Origin of the sequence: Streptomyces sp. NPDC057445, from assembly GCF_042802855.1 — a bacterium.
Taxonomy (GTDB): Bacteria; Actinomycetota; Actinomycetes; order Streptomycetales; family Streptomycetaceae; genus Streptomyces.
Map to the genome: position 1 here is coordinate 134,907 of NZ_JBHVDH010000007.1, position 18,462 is coordinate 153,368.

The following is an 18,462-nucleotide window of genomic DNA, read 5'->3' on the forward strand; positions in this document are numbered from 1 at the left end:
GAGCCGAGGGGGGACACCGTGGACCGGCAGTCCTGGGGCATCACCGGTTCGGGGATTCTCATGGTCAGCGCCGGCGGGTACGCGCGCTTGAGGGAGAAGGCCCGGACACGACGGAATGCTGATCGCATCCGTTACCGGCTCCTCAGGGTGTGGATGCCCTTCGTCCTTGGAGCAGCTGCGCTCGGGACCGGTCTGCCGAGAGCCCTCCATGCACCGTTCCCGGTCGTGGTGCTCGGTTCCGTGCTGGGCCTCGCGCCTGTTCTTGCCATCTGCGCATGGGGGGCCCGTGCCGGCAGGCGACCAGCCCGAAGGGCACCTGACCTCCACAGCTGACATCGGCGACGTCGCGGTCGTGCCACGCACGTGCCTGGCGGGCTGGAGGAACCGGCAGGCACTCCGCGCGGCGGGGTGCGTGGCCGGCGGGGGCCGATCGGAACGGGCCGGCGGCGGATCAAGGACGGGCTGCACCGGCCAGAGCCGTGTCGCCTGCCTGTCGGGCAGCAGGTCGCCGATCACTCCGATCGAGGCCTACGTGAGCACAAATCCGCTTGCGTCGGACGTGGTGGACGGGGCGAGGATGCCCGTATGAGCAGAGAGCCGGACGGCATACCGGACGACGTGGCCGAGGCGATCGCAGGCGAGCTGCGCTTCATGGACCCGCGTGTGCGAACGTCGCGCGCACATGTGCGGCAGCTGCTGGATCCGGACTTCGTGGAGGTCGGCGCATCGGGTACGCGCTGGACCTACGAGAAGATGCTCGCCGCGCTGCCCGAGATGGAAGGCGGGTCGGAGGACGGCCCGCGCTACGAGCCGTCGGGTATGACCGGTGTCGTGCTCGCGCCGGGGCTGGTGCATCTGACCTACGAGACCGTGATCACCGGGAGGCGGGCGCGGCGTTGCTCGCTCTGGCGCAGGACGCGCGAAGGAGCGCCTTGGCGTATGTACTACCACCAGGCCACCCCCGTCCCGCCCCGGGCCGGGCAGCCGGGCGGCGGTGAGCCAAGGCGGTGACCGTAAGCGGCGATGAGTACACGGCAGCCGGTACGCGGCGGCCGCAACACGTCGTCAGCAAAGGGCGTCCCGTGCGTTGCGCCGCAGGCGGGAGCTACGGCCTCATACCCGGCAGGTCAGTTTCATCTGGGCCGCCGCGTGGTGCGCTCCCACCAAGGCGGCCGTGCCCCAGTCACGGCCGCGGTCGACGAGTTGGACCGCGAAGGTGGTGCCGCCCTTGACGGTGTAGCTGCCGACGGGGACCAGTTCGCCGCGGTGCACGGTCTGGCGGACGCCGAAGCCCGTGTAGCCCGAGCCCGGGTCGTTCGGGTCGGCCAGGACCCGGTAGAGGGTGGGGTTGCCGGCGACGTCAGAGGCGCGGGTGCTGCTGGGGACGATGACCGCGAGGGAGCACTTCTTGTAGCTCCGGTCGAGGTCCCAGCTCCAGGTCGCAGAGGAGCTCGCGTCACGCTCGGCGCTGCCCGACATGGGGACGGCCGAGAAACTGCCGTCGCAGGAGGAGTCGCGCCGCCCGCCGGACGGCACGGTGTACCAGGCCGCGCGGCCGTTCTCGAAACGTCCGTCCTCGCGGTAGCGTCCGGTCGAACAGCCCGGGCCCGCCCACTGCTCGAAGCCCGGCCCGGTGACCTCCGGGTCCGGCAGCGACGTGGGGCCGATGCGCGTCGGGCCGATACGTGTAGGTGCGCCACCCGCCGATATGTCGTCGTCCCCGCCCCGGGCGTCGCCGCCCCCGTCCCTGTCGGAGGTGGTGATCAGTGCCGCTGCCGCGATGAAGCATCCGAGGACGGCCACGGCCCCCGCCGCCAGCAGACTCCTCCGGAACCGGCTCGGCCCACGGAAACGGGGCGCGACCATCTCGGGGGCGACCCACGACGCGCCCGAGCCAGGGTCGTCCCGGGTCACAAAACCGCATTCGGGGCAACTCGTACCGGACAGGGGGTTGTGCGGCTCGCAGCCACACCGTTCGCACGCCATACCTGCTCACTATGCAGGAATCACGTGCGTCACGCTGGCCGAACGCCTACACGAACAGTCACACAAACGCCCCGCGAACACCCGGACGAAAGCGGTCATGCCACACAGTCCGCACGGATCTGCGCGGCCGCATGATGCGCTCCGTCGCGGTATCCCCTCCCCCAGTCCTGTCCCCTGTCCACAAGCTGAACCGTCAACTCCCCTTCCCTGACCAGGAGATCGTTCACGACGACCACACCACCGCGCATGCTCCGCTGGTCGATCCCGAAGTACATGACGACATCGTCGGATTCGCCGGGTCCGGAAAGAACGTTGTAGCGCGTCGGATCACCCGCGACGTCTTCGTCTCGTGGACTCCAGGGGATGCGTACGGCCACCGAGCACTTCGTGTATGCCGGGCCGGGCCGCCAGTTCCACGTCACCGTGCCGCCGCTGTCCCTGTCCGCTGCCCCGGACATCGGTACGGCGATGAAGCTCCCGTCGCACGAATCGCCGGTGTGACCACCGGAGTAGACGTCGTACCAGCCGTCGGGTCCGTCCGAGTAGCGGCCGGACGTCCGCACGCCGTTCGGGCAGCCCGGCCCCGCCCACTCGCTGTAGGCAGGCCGCCGGGGTGCCGAGGGCGACGGCCCCGGCCCGGCCGCATGGGAGGGGTTCCGCTTCGTGGCCGACGGGGACGGGGACACGGACGGCGACGGTCCGCGGCTCGTCGCGCTCGGCGAAGGCGAGTCCGGCGGGACGAAGGTCGGGCCCACCCGGTCCGGCAGCCCGCCCAGCGTGAGGTCGTCCACGGTGGTGAGGGGTTCGCCGGCCGTCTCGTCGTGGCTGTCTTCCCCGGTCAGCAGCAGGACCCCCAGCAACAGCCCGCCGAGAGCCACCACAACTCCCGCTGTCAGCAGGGTCCCCCGCCCCGGAAACGGCTCGATCACTCTCCGCTCGGCCCGCGGCGGATCCACCGTGCACGTTTCCGTCACCATGCCCGGCAGGGCGCCCCGGTGCGTGCCTCCGCATCTCTCGCACACCATGCGGATCACTATGCAGCGGCCTCACACCGATCGGTAGGCGCCGGTGCGTCTCGGCGCGATATCGATACGCGGCCGAGTGCGTCGCCACAAGTGGCGCGGCTCGTCGCCGCCGGCCACCGGTCCGTAGGCGTTGCGTCCGGCGCCCCGTGATCTTCACCGTGCGGCATCTTCACCAGAGGTTTGACCCTGCCCCTGGGGCAGGGCTCAGCGTTCTCGTACCGGGCGGACAGCACAGGAAACCGCCGCCCGGTGACGGAGGATGGGACCGTGCACGACGACGACTCCCTGCTGACCATCGGGGCCTTCGCGGCCCGGGCACGGCTTTCACCCAAGGCGCTGCGACTCTACGACCGGCTGGGACTCGTCGTCCCCGCGTACGTCGACGAGGCGACCGGCTACCGCTGGTACCGCGCCGGCCAGGTGGAATCCGCCCGGCTCGTCGCACTGCTGCGTCAGCTCGACATGCCGCTGGCGCGGATCGCCGAGGTGGTCGAGCTGCCGGGGGCGCAGGGCGCGCAGGCCCTGGCCGCCTACTGGGCAGAGGTCGACGAGCGCCGGGCCCGGCAGGCCACGCTCGTGGCCCACCTCCGTGACCGACTCTCGGGCAGGAGGCCCACGATGTACGAGATCAGGACATGCGACGTACCGGAACAGGCGGTGCTCGCCGAGCGCAGGCATCTCCTCGCGGACGAGCTGCCCCGCTGGATCCCCACGGCTTTCGACCGGCTGACACGGGCCGCGGCGGAGTGCGGGGGCGTCGTCGGCGTCCCCTTCGTGGCGTACTACGCCGAAGTGAGTCCGGACAGCGACGGGCCGGCCGAGGCGTGTGTCCCGGTCGGCGACGTGCGGGCGGCCGAGGCGTGGGCGGCGGCGAACGGCCGCGGTGGTGCCGTCGTACGCGTCGAGCCCGCACAGCGGCTCGCCTGCACCCGCATCACCAAGGCCCAGGTCGCCCACCCGCAGATCCTCTCCGCCTTCGACGCGGTGGAGGACTACATCGCCCGCGAGGGCCTGACCGTCACCGGCCCCTGTCGCGAGGTGTACTTCGCGGACTGGGAGTCGGCGTCGGCCACGGACGAAGTGTGCGACATCGCCTTCCCGGTGGCTTGACCGCCTCCGCCCGCCGGTCGGCGCGGGGCGCCGCCCCTCACGGGGCGAGGGCGGCGTCGCGGCGAGGGCGGCGTCGCGGCGAGGGCGGCGTCGGGACGAGGGCGGCGTCGCGGCGAGGGCGGCGTCGGGACGAGGGCGGCGTCGCGGCGAGGCCCGCGGGCCGGTCGCCGTCCCGGCCGGGGCCCGGTCCGGCGGGCCTGTCCGCGGGGCGCGAGGCCGGCCCGGGCGTCCGGTTGTCGGCGCGGGCGGCTGTCTACGCGCCGGGCCTCAAGCCCTAGGGTCCCCGGACGTCCAGGCGTCAGGGCGCCGAGGTGTTGAGGCGCCCGGAGGTCTCGGCGCGAGCGCGAGGGTCTCCGCGCGTCAGCGGCAAAGCCTCCCCCGCACCCGTACCGCCGCGAGACCCCACCCGCTCCCGCGGAACCTCGCACGGGCGGCGGGCGGTCGACCGCCGCGTACCGCCTCTGCGTGCCGTAGCTCCGGACGTCACCCGGAGTGCAGCCCACCCCTGTGAGGGTCCCCGGTGACCGGACCCGGCCCCGGCCCCGTCAACGCTCCTCGCTCAGCTCCTCCGGGCACGGTGTCCCTCGCGGAAGCTGGTACGGCGCCGCCAACCGGTACACGCCCGGACGGGGGGCGATGAGTTCCGTCCACTCGTCGCCCTCCGCGTCCTCCTCCGCCTTCGTCAGACAGCCGGCCACATTGACGAACGTCCGTGGCTCGTCGCCGTCCCGCTCCTTGGACGCCTCCGTCTCCTGCGGCTGCTCCACGCTCCGCCCCTCCTCGTCGACGAGGCCGAGCCACGGCGAGTACGGGATACGGATCAGCACCCGGCCCGCCGTGCGCACATGGATCGTCAGCTCGCCCGCGCCCGCCCGGTCCACCGTGGCCGGCGGGTCGGCCAGCGGCATCGGGTCCCGGACCGCGAAGAGCTGCCAGTTCTCGTCCGACCAGACGCGCTTCAGATAGGGCTGGCCGCGCTCGACGAGCTCCGCCTCCTGCCCGCCGCCCGAGTCCGGTCGGCCCTTGGGCAGCACCACGTAGTGCACGGCCCAGCGGTCGAGCCATTCGCGGTAGCTGCCGGCGTCGAGCGTGTCGTCGTAGAAGAGCGGGTTGCGTTCCATGTCGGCCTGGCGGTTCCAGCCGCGGGCCAGATTGACGTACGGGGCGAGCGCCGACGCCTCCCGGTGGCTGCTGGCCGGGACGACCTCGACACGGCCCTTCTCGGCATCGACCTGCTGGAGCTCGTTCACGAGCGGGGCGAGCTCGCGCGTCCAGGAGGCGGCCGGTGCCGTCCGGACGACGTCGTCGACGCCCTTGAAGCCGATCCACCCGTTGAGCCCGGCGAAGGCGACGACGACCGCGTACCACTTGCGGGTGCGCGGGGCGGTGTACGGCAGCGCCGCCAGCAGCACCACACCCGCGAACAGCATCGGAAGCCGCGAGACGTTCGAGCCGATCTGCGAGTCGACGAGGAAGGTGAGGAGGGTACCGACCGCGTAGACGGCGGCGGCGGCACGGACCGTCCGCCACTCCTCCGGTACGAGGACCAGGACGAGAACGCCGAAGAGGAACGGCAGCGACGTCGACGCCAGCGACATCGGCTGCGTACCCGAGAACGGGAACAGCCACGCAGAAAGCGCCACGACCACGACCGGTGCGAGGCCCAGCGCGTACGCACCCGGTCGCCGCCCGTTCAGGAACAGGGCTGCCGCGACGACCCCGAGGAACAGCCCGGCGACCGGGCTCGACGCGGTCGCGAGGCCCGCGAGCGGTGCCGCTGCGGCGGCCTTGGCCCAGCGCTTCGTACGCCAGCGGTGCGGCCAGCAGAACACCGCGGCGACCGCGCCCAGCGCGAAGAGCATGCCCAGCCCGAAGGTGACCCGCCCGGACAGCGCGTTGCAGAGGAAGGCGAAGACGGCGGCGAGCGCGCAGGCCAGCGGATTGCGGACGGCGCGGACACGGGTGAGGACCAGCGCGGTCAGGGAGGCGGAGAGGGTGCCGGCGACCATCATTGTCGTCCGCACGCCGAGCACGGACATCAGATACGGGGACACCACGCTGTACGAGACGGGGTGCATGCCCCCGTACCAGGCGAGGTTGTACGCGGAGTCGGGGTGCCGGCCGACGAACTCGGCCCAGGCGTCCTGCGCCGCCAGGTCACCGCCGCTGTTCGCGAAGACGAAGAACCAGACGACGTGGAGGACGCCGGCGAGGAGCGTGGCGACGCTCACCGGGTGGCGGCGGAGCCACTCGGCACGCTGCCGCAGGTCGGCGCGCCGGACGTACGGTTCGGCGTCCTGGTCGGCATACGTCGGCGTGGGCCCAGCGGTGATCACTTCTGTTCTCCCCGTCCGTCCCAACGTGGCCGACCCTTCTACGTACAGGGACGCGTCACGGGGATGTCACGTTGCCCGGACGCTAGCACGCTCATCGATCCGGCCTTCGAGTACAGCCCAGGCAGGCACCGGGAGCAGGCACGGGCTGCGGGTACGGGTACGAGTACAGGCTCATGACGCGGACCGGGCGAGGGGGTGCATCGGCAGTCCGATGTACCCCCTCGCCCCGCTCGGTCACCCGGCCCGGCCCGCGGAACCACCACCGCGGCCACGCGCTGTCGCCACGTCCGGGCAACCCGTTGAGCCGTCAGCCGAGGTGCAGCAGCTTCGCGCCGAAGCCCGCCTCTGCCAGGTCGCGCTGGAGCGCGACGGGCACCGTGACCGCACCGTCGGAGCCTTCGCCCACGGTGAGGGCGCCCACCACGGTTCCGGCGGGGGCGGAACGCGGCACGGCCTTGCCCCCGTCGCCCAACGTGAGCCGGACGGTGAGTCCGGCCCAGCCGACGGCGGAGACGTCCTTCGTGGCAATCACCGGCGTCGTTCCGCCGAGGCCGTCGTCCACGACACCGACGACGTCGCCCTTCTTCACGACGACCTTCGACTCCAGGACGCCCTGCGCTCCCTTCATCAGCTGGTCGCCCGCGTCCAGGGCGCCCGTCAGGATCGACTTGTCACGCGCCGCCGGAGGCTGGCTCAGCACGGCGCCGATGATCGTCTGAGTGGTGCCGCCGACTTCCTTGGTGGCAGCGAAGAGGAGGTTCCCTCCGGCAGCCGTGGTGGTACCCGTCTTGATGCCGACGACACCGTTGACAGGGACGAGACGGTTCCAGTTCGGCTGCTCCTTGCCGTTGACGTCCGTGTACCCGGGCATCCTCGACACCTGGCGGAACAGCTTGTCCTCCATCGCCTTCTTGCCCAGCTTCACCTGGTCCACGGCCGAGCTCACGGTCGTCGCGTTCAGGCCGGAGGGGTCCGTGTAGGTGGTGTTGGTCATGCCGAGGCTCTTGGCCGTGGCGTTCATCTTCTCGACGAAGGCCTTCTCCGAGCCGGCGTCCCAACGGGCGAGCTGCCGTGCGATGTTGTTCGCCGAAGCGAGCATGATCGCCTGGATGGCCTCCTTCTCGGTGATCTTCTGGCCCTTGGTGACGTCGACGGTCGACTCGCCCTGGGAGGACAACTTGGCGTCGTCCTCACCCTGCTGGTCGATCTCGATGAGCTCTCCGTCGGAGCCCTCCTTGACCGGGTGGTCGCGCAGGATGATGTACGCCGTCATCACCTTGGCCACGCTCGCGATCGGGACGGGCTTCTGCTCGCCGAAGGACCCGAAGGAGCCGATTCCGTCGACGTCAAGGGCCGCTTGGCCCTCGGCGGGCCACGGCATCGACGGCTTGGCGCCCTCGAACGAGAACGTCGGCACGGCCGTCAGCGACAGCGTGGGCTGCGGAAGCGGGCGCACCATCTGCACGACCGCGAAGACGATCACGAGAAGCAGGACCAGCGGCGTCCAGATCTTCACGCGCCGCATGAGGGTGCGGGCCGGGGTCTGGCGCGGCGGCGGGGTGTTCGTCAGCTCGGCGAGCAGATCGAGCGGAGGCTTGGGCGGCAGCGGCTGCTGCTTGGTCCGCTCGGGTTCGGTGAGCGATGCGGGGGTCGCGGGCGCCGCGGGCGCCGCGGATGCCGCGGATGCCGCGGGGGCGACGGGCTCGGGCTTGTCGGAGGTTACGGGCCGTGTGGGCGTCGCCGGGGGTGCGGACGCCGCGGACCGTGCAGAGGCCGTGTCGTCGCGCCGCAGCGGTACGAACCTGCTGGTCCGCTCGGCCTCCGACTCCGGCTTGGGCGCGGACTTCGTGTCCGGCTCGCGCGCGGGCGGCGGGGTGATCTTGAGCGCGGTGGTGGGCTGGTCCACGGCCGGGCGAGGCCGCGTCCTGAAGACAGCCGTCGGCTGATCGACCGGCTTGCCGGCCTTGCCGGCCTTGGCGTTGGTCCCGCTGCCGGTCCCGCCGTCGGCACTGTCGCCGGTCGCGGCTTCGCTCTCGGCGTCGCTCTCGGCGTCGGCCTTGCTCTTGGCCTCGCTCTCGGCCTCGGCCCCGGCCTCGTTCCTGCTCTTGGCCTCTGCCCAGCTCGGCACCTTGGCGCCCGTCGCGGCGGATGCGCCGTCGGCGTCGTCAGGCTCGCCACCCTCGGACGCGTCGGACTCAGGCTGCTCGTCACCTTCGGGCTCGCCGTCGGACGCCCCACCGTCGGAGGTGGCGGCGTCGTCCGGCTCGTCGCCATCGGGCTCGTCGTCGTCGGACGAGCCTGAAGCGGGCTCGTCAGGGGAAGCACCGGCTTCCTCGGGCTTGTCCTCGGACGTCGCGGGCACGGCGGAATCCCCCGCCTCACCAGAGGTCTTCGGGTCTGCGGCCGGCTCCTCCCGCTCCGCCGAGTTCTCGGACTCGCCGCCACCGCTCTGGTCCGAGGCGTCTACGTCCACGCCTGGCGTGTCCGTGCCCGCGTCCGCGTCGGATTCCGCTTCGGCTTCCGTTCCCGGCTCCCCGTCCACCGAAGTGTCCGACTCCGACTCGGCGTCGTCCGCCGTCGAGACCCACGCCGCGACCGCCGCGCGCAGCCGGGCGTCGTCGCGTCCTGCAGGGACATCAGATGCGTCGGACGGGTCGGACACGTCGGAAGCGCCGAGCTCACCGGCGGACGCGGACTCGGACTCGGACTCGGACTCGGACTCTGACTCAGACTCAGACGCGGACTCGGAACCGGAAGCCGCCTCCGTGGCGTCCGGTCCAGAGGGTGACGGCAGTGTCTTGAACACCGCCGTCGGCTGGTCGACACGCCCCTCCGTCCGCGGCGCCCCACCCGCCGCACGGAACACGGCAAGCCTCGGATCGCGTTCGCTCGAAGCCGTCTCCCCCGACGACTTCTGCTGCTCCGACTTGTCGGGGGACTCGCCCGCCACCGTGCCTCCTCCATGCCTTGCGCCGCGAAACAACGCTGTCCGAACCATCTACCAGTGTCCTGTGTGAACCCTTGGCTCCCGTGCAAGACGAGAACGACATACCTACTGGTTCCAACACGAAGCACCCAGGCACTCTCGACAAGAGAATGTGAGAGGCGTCACCCTGTCATTCATCCACGCGGGGAGGCATGGATGGGCAGGAGCCGCAGAACAATTCCGGAAGAGCTTCTGCTGCTCGCTCTGGACCCGACCACGGGTACCACGGCGCAGCCGCAGTCGCTCGACCTCGGCCTGGCCGGAGCACAGCTAGTGGAGCTGGCTCTGGCAGGACGGATAGCCCCTGACGGGGATCGTATCGCCGTGGTGATGCCACGGCCGACAGGAGATCCGACACTGGACTCCGCACTGGAACTGCTGCGCAGGCGCGGCAGTCCGGTTCGGGCCGTCCACTGGATCGGCGGGCCCCGGCTGGGGTTGCGCCAGACCTACCTTTCGCATCTGGAACGGTGCGGCATGGTGCATGCCGTCGCGGGTCAGATGTGCGGGGTGCTGCCGACGACTCGCTACCAGGCGACGGACACGGCGATCAGCCGGGAAATCAGGTCCCGGCTGGACAGTGCGATCCGCACCGGCGTACCACCGGACCCGCGGACCGCGGCGCTCGCCGCTCTGGCCCACGCGGTCGGCCTCGGCAAGCACCTCTACCCGGGGAACGAAGGGCGCTCGTCGCGCTCCCGTCTCCGGGATCTGATCAGGCACGACCCCATGGGCGGCCTCGTGGCGCACGCCGTGATGGACGTCCAGAACGGTGCGGCAGCACAGCCCCGCCGCAGCTCCGCCACGGGCAGCCGCCCGTCGGCCGTCGCAGCGCCACCGCGCCGCGGCATGGCGGGGGCAGCCGCGCACTAGTCGTACGCAATCCCACCACCCACCACGAAACACCCACCACTGAACACGCAGCACGCAATACACACAGAAGACCCGGTTCGGGAGCCGCACAGAACGCGCGGGGCAGTCATCTCGACTACCCCGCGCGTTCGCTTTGTTGCGCGTGTCGTCATTTTCCAGCGCAGGCCGCACTATTGGTGGCAGTCTGCTGAGACGTAGATACACACAGCAACAAACGGAAATCCCGCAGCCGGAGGTGCAGTTCCCGTGGCGTCCAACGTCAACCCAACCGTCAGGCGCCGCCGCTTGGGCCAGGAGCTGCGCCGACTCCGCGAGCTCAAGGGCATGACCGCGGAGGAGGTGGCGGAGCGCCTGCTCGTCTCCCAGTCGAAGATCAGCCGACTGGAGAACGGCCGACGCTCGATCAGCCAGCGCGATGTCCGCGATCTCTGCGGGGTGTACGAGGTCGAGGACCACAGGGTCGTCGACTCGCTGATGCAGATGGCCAAGGACTCCCGCCAGCAAGGCTGGTGGCACGCCTTCGGCGACATCCCGTACAGCGTCTACATCGGCCTGGAGACCGACGCGGCCAGTCTGCGCGTCTACGAGCCACAGATCGTCCCGGGACTGCTCCAGACCCGACAGTACGCGGAGGCTCTCATCACCGGCGCGCTCCCCGAGACGCCGGTCAGCGACGTGGAGAAGCGGGTGCAGGTCAGACTGCGCCGGCAGGAACGTGTCGTCACTCCCGACAACCCCCTGCGACTGTGGGCCGTGGTCGACGAGGCGGCGCTGCGCCGGGTCGTGGGCAACGAGCAGTTGATGCGCGATCAGCTGGAGTTCCTGGTCGAGCAGTCGCAGCTGCCGCATGTCACGGTCCAGGTCCTGCCGTTCAGCATGGGCGCACACCCCGGCATCACCGGGCACTACGCGGTACTGGAGTTCCCCGACGCCTCTGACTCGAGCGTGGTCTACATCGAGGGTGTCACCAGCGATCTCTACCTCGAGAAGGCGAACGACGTCCACAAGTACACCGTGATGTACGAGCACCTGCGCGCACAGGCGTTGAACGTGGACCAGACCAGGGAGTTCATCGCCGACATCGCCAAGGGGTACGCGAAGTGACCTCCGGGTAACACGTCGGCGAGGGGCGTAAGGTACACCGTCGCAAGCGATTGCTGGAAGACCAGACTCATATATGCCATCCGGTCGGGTGAACGGGCGTTCTCATCCACAGATCCCGCCAAGTAGCGTCGTGATCACGCCGTCAAGAACGTCGGCGGCAACGACCGACCTGGAACCGGAGATGCACATGGCTATTCAAAAGGGCGCCCTGGACAAGTGGACCAAGTCCTCGTACTCCGGGGGGAACGGCGCCTGCGTCGAGGTCAAGTCCCCCGTCGTACAGGCCATCGCCGTGCGGGACTCCAAGGTCCCCGCCGGCCCCTCCCTCACCTTCGTCCCGGATTCGTGGAATGCCTTCGTTCACGAGGTGAGCAGGGGTTCCCTCTAGAAGCCGCCGGAATTGCCGGGAAGCACCGGCAAGCACCCCGGACCACCGGACGACACCGGCCGGACGACACCGTCCGGACAACACCGTCCGGAGAACGCCAGATTCACAGACAGAGCCCTCTCGACTGGTCCGCCGACCCGGCCGAGGGGGCTCGGCCTATGTCCGGGGGCGCCAGGGCGGGCCGTAAGGCAGGACCCGGCCGCCCCGCCCCTTCCCGTGTCCCGCCCTTTCCCGTGTCCCGCCCCTTCCCGCGCCCGGTGCCCTCCCGTACCCCGCGCCCGGCGCCCGGCACTTGGCGACCCGGCGTCTCAGCGCAGCTGGTCCACGTAGCGGTCCGTTCCCGGCACCGTCGGAATGAACGGCGCCACCAGCTCCACCCTGCCCAGCTCCCCCGCGTCGAGGTCCGCGAAATGCTCCTCCCAGCAGGTGCGGGGGTCCTGCTCCAGGAACCAGAGCAGCGTCAGCCGCGTGTCGACGCCCTCGACCTGCTTCACGTACGACATACGGTCCAGTGGCAGCGGAGTGGGACGGAAGACCGTCACCATGGCCGCGGGCGCCGCGGTCTCCCCCTTCGCGGCGAGCCGCTTCGGCAGGTGGTGCGCCCGCAGCCACTCCAGCAGTTCCGCCCGCTGCCCGGGCCCTTCCGCGTCGATGACTTCGAGAACCATGCCCGCGTAGGGGTGGTCGAGGGCGTGGTGGTCGCGCGGGCCCGCCGCGCCGTCCCGGTACACGGTCGCCACATGGTCCTGGAAGGCCGTGAAGACGTGCGTACGCTGCTGATGGACGCGTCCGTCGCGGTTGAGCCGCTTGTTGATGGCGACGGTCCACTTCATGTGGTCGTCGTAGCGCCCTTCGGTGATCCAGTAGGTGGAGAGATAGCACCCGGCCGTCACCGGCTGGGCGACCGCCGACTTCTCGGGGCGGCGCAGGAGCTGCAGCTCCCGGGTCGCCACCCAGCGCCGGCCCGCGTACATCCAGGGCATCGCCATCGCGCCCGCGTAGTAGTGGTCGTCCTCGTACCAGCGGTTGTACGCGTACTCCTGGCCCGGATGCGGCTCGACCATGGTGATCAGCGCATGGCCGGGGTGGACCCCGTAGGGGCCCACGGCCGCCAGTTCCGCGTACACGTCGGACCGGGTGTCCTCACTCACGACGTTCCCCTTCCCCCTCTTCCTTCCTCCGTCGGACGGACCTACTCTGACGCTCCGTCAGATGAATGACCAGAGGCGGGAGTCGGCGGGATGCTGCTGCAGGGGAAGACCGTCATCGTGTCCGGCGTCGGCGCCGGTCTTGGACACCAGGTCGCCGCGACCGTCGTGCGGGACGGGGGCAACGCCGTCCTCGGCGCGCGCACGGAGGCCAATCTCGCCAAGTGCGCCGCCGGGATCGATCCCGCGGGCGCCCGCACCGCGTACCGCGCCACCGACATCACCGACGAGACACAGTGCGAGGCGCTGGCGGCGCTTGCCACCGAGCGCTTCGGCCGGATCGACGCGGTCGTCCATGTCGCCGCCTGGGACAGCTGTTTCGGGGGTCTGGAGGACGCCGACTTCGCGACCTGGCTGCAGGTCGTCGACGTCAATCTGCTGGGGACGCTGCGTATGACCCGCGCCTGTCTGCCGGCGCTGAAGGAGCGGGGCGGCTCGGTCGTCATCATCGGGACCCAGTCGTCGGTGGCCGCCCCGTCGCAGGTGCGGCAGGCGGCGTACGCGGCGTCCAAGGGTGCGCTCACTTCGGCGATGTACTCACTGGCGCGCGAGCTCGGCCCGTACCGGATCAGGGTCAACACCGTGCTTCCCGGCTGGATGTGGGGGCCGCCGGTCGAGGCGTACGTGCGGTTCACCGCGCACACCGAGGGGGTGGCGGAGTCCGAGGTGCTGGGCCGGCTGACCGAGCGGATGGCCTTGCCGGAGCTGGCCACGGACGGGGACGTGGCGGAGGCCGCGGCCTTCCTCTCCTCCGACCGGGCGCGGGCGATCACCGGACAGTCGCTGCTGGTCAACGCCGGTGAGCTGATGCGATAGGGAGCGGGCGCCGGCGAAGACCCCTACCGGCCGCCACTGCCCACCCGCGGCCCGCCTCGCGGCCCCGTTGCACTTCCCCGTGCGCGTACGGGCGGGTCAGCCGCGCGGATAGCGCAGCAGCCAGCCCGGGGCCGAGGACGCCGGGCCGTGCAGGGCGGGGCCCTGGGTCATCTCCATGGCGAAGTCGTCGGCGAGTTCGAGGATCGTGGCCCGGCCCTCCAGCTCCGCGAGCCAGGCCGGGGGCAGGGCGGTCTCGCCGTGCAGGGCGCCGAGCAGTCCGCCGCAGAGCGTGCCGGTCGTGTGCGACGCGCCGTCGTGGTCGACCGCGAGGCGCAGCCCGTGGCGGACGTCCTCGCTCACCAGGGTGCAGTAGACGGCGATGGCGAGCGCGTCCTCCGCATGCTCCGGATTGCCGAGCGCCGCGATACGGGCCGGGCTCGGGATGCCCTGGCGTACGGCGCCGAGCGCCTGCTTCAGCGCGTCGGTGACGAGCTGGTGGCCGGGTCGGGGCGCGAGGAGGGCGAGGGCACGCTGGACGGACCCGTCCACGGTCTCGCCCCGGGCCAGTCCGTGCACGATCACGGCGAAGGCGCCGGCCGAGAGGTACGCGGTGGGGTGACCGTGGGTCTGTGCCGCACACTCCACGGCCAGCTGGCAGACCAGCTGCGGCTCCCAGCCCACCAGCAGCCCGAACGGCGCCGAGCGGACGAGGGCCCCGGCGTCACGGGCGGTGGGGTTCTTGGGCTTGTCCAGGGTGCCGAGCATCTCGTCGGCGAGCCCGCCGACGGTGGCCGGATCCGGATCACGGCGGGCGTACAGCCACTCCTCGCGGGCGAGCCAGCCGTTGTCCTTGCGGCGCTCGTCGGGGCCCCAGTCGCGCTGCGTCGCCGCCCAGCGCAGATAGGCGCGGTGCACATCGGTCGGAGGGTGCCAGGCGCCGGTGTCACGGCGCACCTGGGCGCGTATCAGACCATCGACGGTGAACAGGGTCATCTGCGTCGCTGCGGTCACGGCGCCGCGACGGCCGTAGGCGGGCACGAGGTCGCTCACTCCGTCGGTGCCGTGTGCGGCCCGTATGTCCTCAACGGTGAGCTCCGCGACTCCGGCACCGAGCGCGTCCCCGATGGCGCCGCCGAGCAGGCAGCCGCGTACCCGGGCGCGGAAGTCCTGCTGTTCGGCACGGCCCCAGACGGCTGTGGCTGCTGTGGTCACGCGGCATCCCTCCTCACTCGTGCGCAGCACTGTAATCGACCGCGGCCGATCGCTTCATGGGTGCAATCAAGCCGGAACGCTCTGTGATCGATCAGCTCTGAGGCTGGATTTGATCGTTGCTCCTGGCTCATTCGCGGGTGCGTTGCGTCACGGGGGGGGTGGCGGGACGGGCGGGGGTACGGGACCGGGGGCGCGGGCCGCGTGCCCCGCCGGGCGTCCACGGTCCGGGCGGGCCCGCCCGGCTGCGGGACCGGCTTGCCCGCCGCTCGGTCCGCCCTGGGCTCGTACGTTCCCGTGGGTACGGGACCGCGGGCACGCCCCCGGGTACGGGACCGCGGGCACGCCGACCGGCCGTACGCCCGTGCCGGCGTGCCGGGACCGAGGGAACCCCTGGGAGGGAACCCCTGGACGGTCGCGGCGCGAGGCGCCCCGGGCCCCCGCCCGGTGAGCGCGGCCGTGGCAACCCGCCCGGGCAGCCCCGCCCGCGCAACCCCCTTCGCCCCACCCGCCCGGGCAGCCCCGCCCGCGCAACCCCCTCCGCCCCACCCGCCCGGGCAGCCGCGCTCGCGCAACCCCGTCCGCTTGCCCTCGTCCGCGCAGTCCCGCCCGGACAGTCCCGCCCGGACAGTCCCCGGCGCCGGCTCCGGCTCCGGCTCAGTCCGTGAGCACCGGCAGCAGCTCCGGCAGATGCCCGTCGGACGCGGCTGCTGCCGCGACCCGCTCCTGCGGAACCTCTCCGTACAGCGTCGTACGCGGCTTCGCCGGCCGCCCCGCCGCCTCCGCGATCGCGGTCAGGTCCTTCACCGAGCGGTACGAGCCGTAGCTCGAGCCCGCCATCCGGGAGATGGTCTCCTCCATCAGCGTGCCGCCCAGGTCGTTGGCGCCCGAGCGGAGCATCTCCGCGGCACCCTCCGTGCCGAGCTTCACCCAGCTGGTCTGGATGTTGGGGATGTGCGGGTGGAGCAGCAGACGCGCCATCGCCGTCACCGCCCTGTTGTCCCGGGCCGTCGGGCCCGGCCGGGCGATCCCCGCGAGATAGACGGGCGCGTTGGTGTGGATGAAGGGCAGGGTCACGAACTCCGTGAAACCGCCCGTCTCCTGCTGGATGCCGGCCAGCGCCCGGAAGTGGCCGAGCCAGTGGCGGGGCTGGTCGACATGCCCGTACATCATGGTCGAAGAGGAGCGGATGCCCAGCTCGTGCGCGGTGGTGACGACCTCGATCCAGGTGGCCGTGGGCAGCTTGCCCTTCGTGAGCACCCAGCGCACCTCGTCGTCGAGGATCTCGGCGGCCGTGCCCGGGATGGAGTCGAGCCCGGCCTCCTTCGCGGCCGTCAGCCACTCACGGATCGACATCCCGGTCCTGGACGCGCCGTTGACGACCTCCATCGGGGAGAAGGCGTGCACATGCATGCCGGGGACGCGTTCCTTGACGGCCCGCGCAATGTCGAAGTAGGCCGTGCCCGGCAGGTCCGGGTGGATGCCGCCCTGCATACAGACCTCGACGGCGCCGACGTCCCACGCCTGCTGCGCCCGGTCGGCGACCTGGTCCAGCGAGAGGGTGTAGGCGTCGGCATCGGTGCGGCGCTGCGCGAAGGCGCAGAAGCGGCAGCCGGTGTAGCAGACGTTGGTGAAGTTGATGTTGCGGGTGACGATGTACGTGACGTCGTCGCCGACCACCGACCTTCGGACGTCGTCGGCGATCCCGCACAGCGCGTCCAGCGCGGGCCCGTCGGCGTGCAGGAGCGCGAGCGCCTCGTCGTCGGTGAGCTTCGTCGGGTCGTCGGCGGCCGTGGCGAGGGCGGCGCGAACGTCCGTGTCGATACGGGACGGCACCATGCCGGGCGCCGCAGCCTCCCGCAGCGCCTCCCAGTCGCCGTACACCTCGTCGAAGTCGTCACGCCGGTCGCCCGTGCGGCCCGTGGTGTCGATGGTGCGGTGCAGGTCGGTCCGGCCGCTCGCCGTGAACCCCTCGTCGGGCTCCTGCCAGGGCAGGCCCGCCGGCCTGGCGTTCTCGTCCGCCAGCCCGGTCTCCGGGTCGGCCAGCGCCCTTACGTGCGGCAGCAGCCGCGGGTCCAGCCACGGCTCACCGCGCCGGACGAACTCCGGGTAGACGGCCAGCCGTTCACGCAGCCGGAAGCCGGCGGCGGCCGACCGGTCGGCGAGCACGTCGATCTGCGGCCAGGGGCGCTCCGGGTTGACGTGGTCCGGCGTGAGCGGCGACACCCCGCCCCAGTCGTCGATCCCGGCCGCGATGAGCTGCCCGTACTCGTCGTCGACGAGATTCGGCGGCGCCTGCAGACAGCCCGAAGGACCCATGATGTGCCGCGCCACGGCGATGGTCGCGACCAGGTCGTCGAGCTCGGCGTCCGGCATCCCGCGCATCGCCGTGTCCGGCTTGGCGCGGAAGTTCTGGATGATGAGCTCCTGGATCCCGTGGTAGGCCCGGGAGATCCGGCGCAGCGCGAACAGCGACTCCGCCCGCTCCTCGTACGTCTCCCCGATCCCGATCAGCAGCCCGCTGGTGAACGGCACGGAACTGCGCCCCGCGTCCTCCAGGACGCGCAGCCGCACCGCCGGCTCCTTGTCGGGTGACCCGTGGTGCGGCCCGCCGGGCTCGCTCCACAGCCGCTCGGCGGTGGTCTCCAGCATCATGCCCATCGACGGCGCCACAGGCTTCAGCCGCTGGAAGTCGGTCCAGGTCATCACCCCGGGGTTGAGGTGGGGCAGCAGCCCGGTCTCCTCGAGGATCCGGATCGCCATGGCCCGTACGTAGGCGATGGTGTCGTCGTACCCGTGCGCGTCGAGCCATTCCCGCGCCTCGGGCCAGCGGTCCTCGGGCTTGTCCCCGAGCGTGATGAGCGCTTCCTTGCAGCCCAGTTCGGCTCCGCGCCGCGCGACGTCCAGAACCTCGTCGGGCGACATGAACATCCCGTGCCCTGCGCGACGCAGCTTTCCCGGCACGGTGGCGAAGGTGCAGTAGTGGCACTTGTCGCGACAGAGCCGGGTCAGCGGGATGAACACGCTCTTCGAGTACGTGATCACGCCGGGACGGCCTGCCGCCTCGAGCCCGGCGTCCCGCACGCGGGCGGCGGACGCACAGAGATCCTCCAGGTCCGCGCCGCGTGCCTGCAGCAGCACGGCGGCCTCGGCGGCGTCGAGTGCGACGCCGTCACGGGCTCGCCTGAGAGCGCGGCGCATGGCGTTCTCGGTGGGGCGTCCGGGCTGCCCGGCAAGCTGCCCTGCGGGCCGCTCGGTGGGCCGGTCCCCGGGCTCGTGACGTCCGGGCTGGTGATCGGTCATGGACCGAGCATACGAGCGCGTGCCGACAGCCCGGCCCTCGCGGGTCACGCCATGTATGGGCCACTTTGCGCCCACTGGCCGGTTACTTTCGGGAATGACGCCGTGACGCCATGCCCCA

Annotated in this window: 13 protein-coding genes; 6 read left to right on the top strand and 7 right to left on the bottom strand. The window is 71.5% G+C overall.

Annotated elements, in window-relative coordinates:
- The first annotated feature begins 585 nt into the window (after nucleotides 1–585).
- Entirely contained in the window at nucleotides 586–1,011 is a 426-nt protein-coding gene (locus ACFU5O_RS18065) for a DUF4440 domain-containing protein (RefSeq protein ID WP_384241360.1), read from the top strand.
- Between the two features lie 102 nt (nucleotides 1,012–1,113).
- On the opposite strand, the gene ACFU5O_RS18070 is transcribed toward ACFU5O_RS18065, so the two are convergent.
- Nucleotides 1,114–1,803, bottom strand: coding sequence for an adhesin (locus tag ACFU5O_RS18070; protein WP_384241361.1), 690 nt, complete (start codon nucleotides 1,801–1,803; stop codon nucleotides 1,114–1,116).
- A 278-nt stretch (nucleotides 1,804–2,081) separates the two neighbouring features.
- Nucleotides 2,082–3,011, bottom strand: coding sequence for an adhesin (locus tag ACFU5O_RS18075; RefSeq protein WP_384241362.1), 930 nt, complete (start codon nucleotides 3,009–3,011; stop codon nucleotides 2,082–2,084).
- A gap of 249 nt (nucleotides 3,012–3,260) precedes the next feature.
- Between ACFU5O_RS18075 and ACFU5O_RS18080 the strand changes: the two genes are divergently transcribed.
- Nucleotides 3,261–4,121 carry a MerR family transcriptional regulator gene (locus ACFU5O_RS18080; protein WP_384241365.1) on the top strand — a complete coding sequence of 287 codons (861 nt, stop codon included), beginning with the start codon at nucleotides 3,261–3,263 and terminating at the stop codon, nucleotides 4,119–4,121.
- 545 nt (nucleotides 4,122–4,666) lie between these two features.
- Here the strand turns inward: ACFU5O_RS18080 and ACFU5O_RS18085 are convergent.
- Together ACFU5O_RS18085 and ACFU5O_RS18090 are read right to left on the bottom strand one after the other, a co-directional pair.
- Nucleotides 4,667–6,388 carry an MFS transporter gene (locus ACFU5O_RS18085; protein WP_384241702.1) on the bottom strand — a complete coding sequence of 574 codons (1,722 nt, stop codon included), beginning with the start codon at nucleotides 6,386–6,388 and terminating at the stop codon, nucleotides 4,667–4,669.
- Nucleotides 6,389–6,764: 376 nt separating this feature from the next.
- The gene (locus ACFU5O_RS18090; protein ID WP_384241367.1) at nucleotides 6,765–9,407 is read right to left on the bottom strand and encodes a D-alanyl-D-alanine carboxypeptidase; all 2,643 of its coding nucleotides are present in this window, start codon (nucleotides 9,405–9,407) and stop codon (nucleotides 6,765–6,767) included.
- A 192-nt stretch (nucleotides 9,408–9,599) separates the two neighbouring features.
- Between ACFU5O_RS18090 and ACFU5O_RS18095 the strand changes: the two genes are divergently transcribed.
- From ACFU5O_RS18095 to ACFU5O_RS18105, 3 genes are all read left to right on the top strand, one after another.
- Entirely contained in the window at nucleotides 9,600–10,316 is a 717-nt protein-coding gene (locus ACFU5O_RS18095; protein WP_384241368.1) for a GPP34 family phosphoprotein, read from the top strand.
- A gap of 246 nt (nucleotides 10,317–10,562) precedes the next feature.
- On the top strand, nucleotides 10,563–11,420 hold the full coding sequence (locus ACFU5O_RS18100; RefSeq protein WP_384241370.1) for a helix-turn-helix domain-containing protein: 858 nt from the start codon (nucleotides 10,563–10,565) through the stop codon (nucleotides 11,418–11,420).
- A gap of 187 nt (nucleotides 11,421–11,607) precedes the next feature.
- Nucleotides 11,608–11,808 carry a DUF397 domain-containing protein gene (locus tag ACFU5O_RS18105; RefSeq protein WP_384241371.1) on the top strand — a complete coding sequence of 67 codons (201 nt, stop codon included), beginning with the start codon at nucleotides 11,608–11,610 and terminating at the stop codon, nucleotides 11,806–11,808.
- A 308-nt stretch (nucleotides 11,809–12,116) separates the two neighbouring features.
- Here ACFU5O_RS18105 and ACFU5O_RS18110 read toward each other — a convergent pair whose 3' ends face one another.
- Nucleotides 12,117–12,959, bottom strand: coding sequence for a hypothetical protein (locus ACFU5O_RS18110; protein WP_384241373.1), 843 nt, complete (start codon nucleotides 12,957–12,959; stop codon nucleotides 12,117–12,119).
- Between the two features lie 90 nt (nucleotides 12,960–13,049).
- Between ACFU5O_RS18110 and ACFU5O_RS18115 the strand changes: the two genes are divergently transcribed.
- Nucleotides 13,050–13,832: an SDR family oxidoreductase gene (locus ACFU5O_RS18115; RefSeq protein ID WP_384241375.1), complete on the top strand. Its 783-nt coding sequence runs from the start codon at nucleotides 13,050–13,052 to the stop codon at nucleotides 13,830–13,832.
- A gap of 96 nt (nucleotides 13,833–13,928) precedes the next feature.
- Here ACFU5O_RS18115 and ACFU5O_RS18120 read toward each other — a convergent pair whose 3' ends face one another.
- Together ACFU5O_RS18120 and ACFU5O_RS18125 are read right to left on the bottom strand one after the other, a co-directional pair.
- The gene (locus ACFU5O_RS18120; protein ID WP_384241378.1) at nucleotides 13,929–15,044 is read right to left on the bottom strand and encodes an ADP-ribosylglycohydrolase family protein; all 1,116 of its coding nucleotides are present in this window, start codon (nucleotides 15,042–15,044) and stop codon (nucleotides 13,929–13,931) included.
- A 654-nt stretch (nucleotides 15,045–15,698) separates the two neighbouring features.
- On the bottom strand, nucleotides 15,699–18,344 hold the full coding sequence (locus tag ACFU5O_RS18125; protein ID WP_384241379.1) for a bifunctional FO biosynthesis protein CofGH: 2,646 nt from the start codon (nucleotides 18,342–18,344) through the stop codon (nucleotides 15,699–15,701).
- Nucleotides 18,345–18,462: the final 118 nt, after the last annotated feature.

Excerpts from the sequence above, each read along its gene's own strand:
- ACFU5O_RS18065 (WP_384241360.1), top strand. The coding sequence starts at position 586 with ATGAGCAGAGAGCCGGACGGCATACCGGACGACGTGGCCGAGGCGATC.
- ACFU5O_RS18075 (WP_384241362.1), bottom strand. The coding sequence starts at position 3,011 with ATGGTGTGCGAGAGATGCGGAGGCACGCACCGGGGCGCCCTGCCGGGC.
- ACFU5O_RS18095 (WP_384241368.1), top strand. The coding sequence starts at position 9,600 with ATGGGCAGGAGCCGCAGAACAATTCCGGAAGAGCTTCTGCTGCTCGCT.
- ACFU5O_RS18105 (WP_384241371.1), top strand. The coding sequence starts at position 11,608 with ATGGCTATTCAAAAGGGCGCCCTGGACAAGTGGACCAAGTCCTCGTAC.
- ACFU5O_RS18115 (WP_384241375.1), top strand. The coding sequence starts at position 13,050 with ATGCTGCTGCAGGGGAAGACCGTCATCGTGTCCGGCGTCGGCGCCGGT.
- ACFU5O_RS18125 (WP_384241379.1), bottom strand. The coding sequence starts at position 18,344 with ATGACCGATCACCAGCCCGGACGTCACGAGCCCGGGGACCGGCCCACC.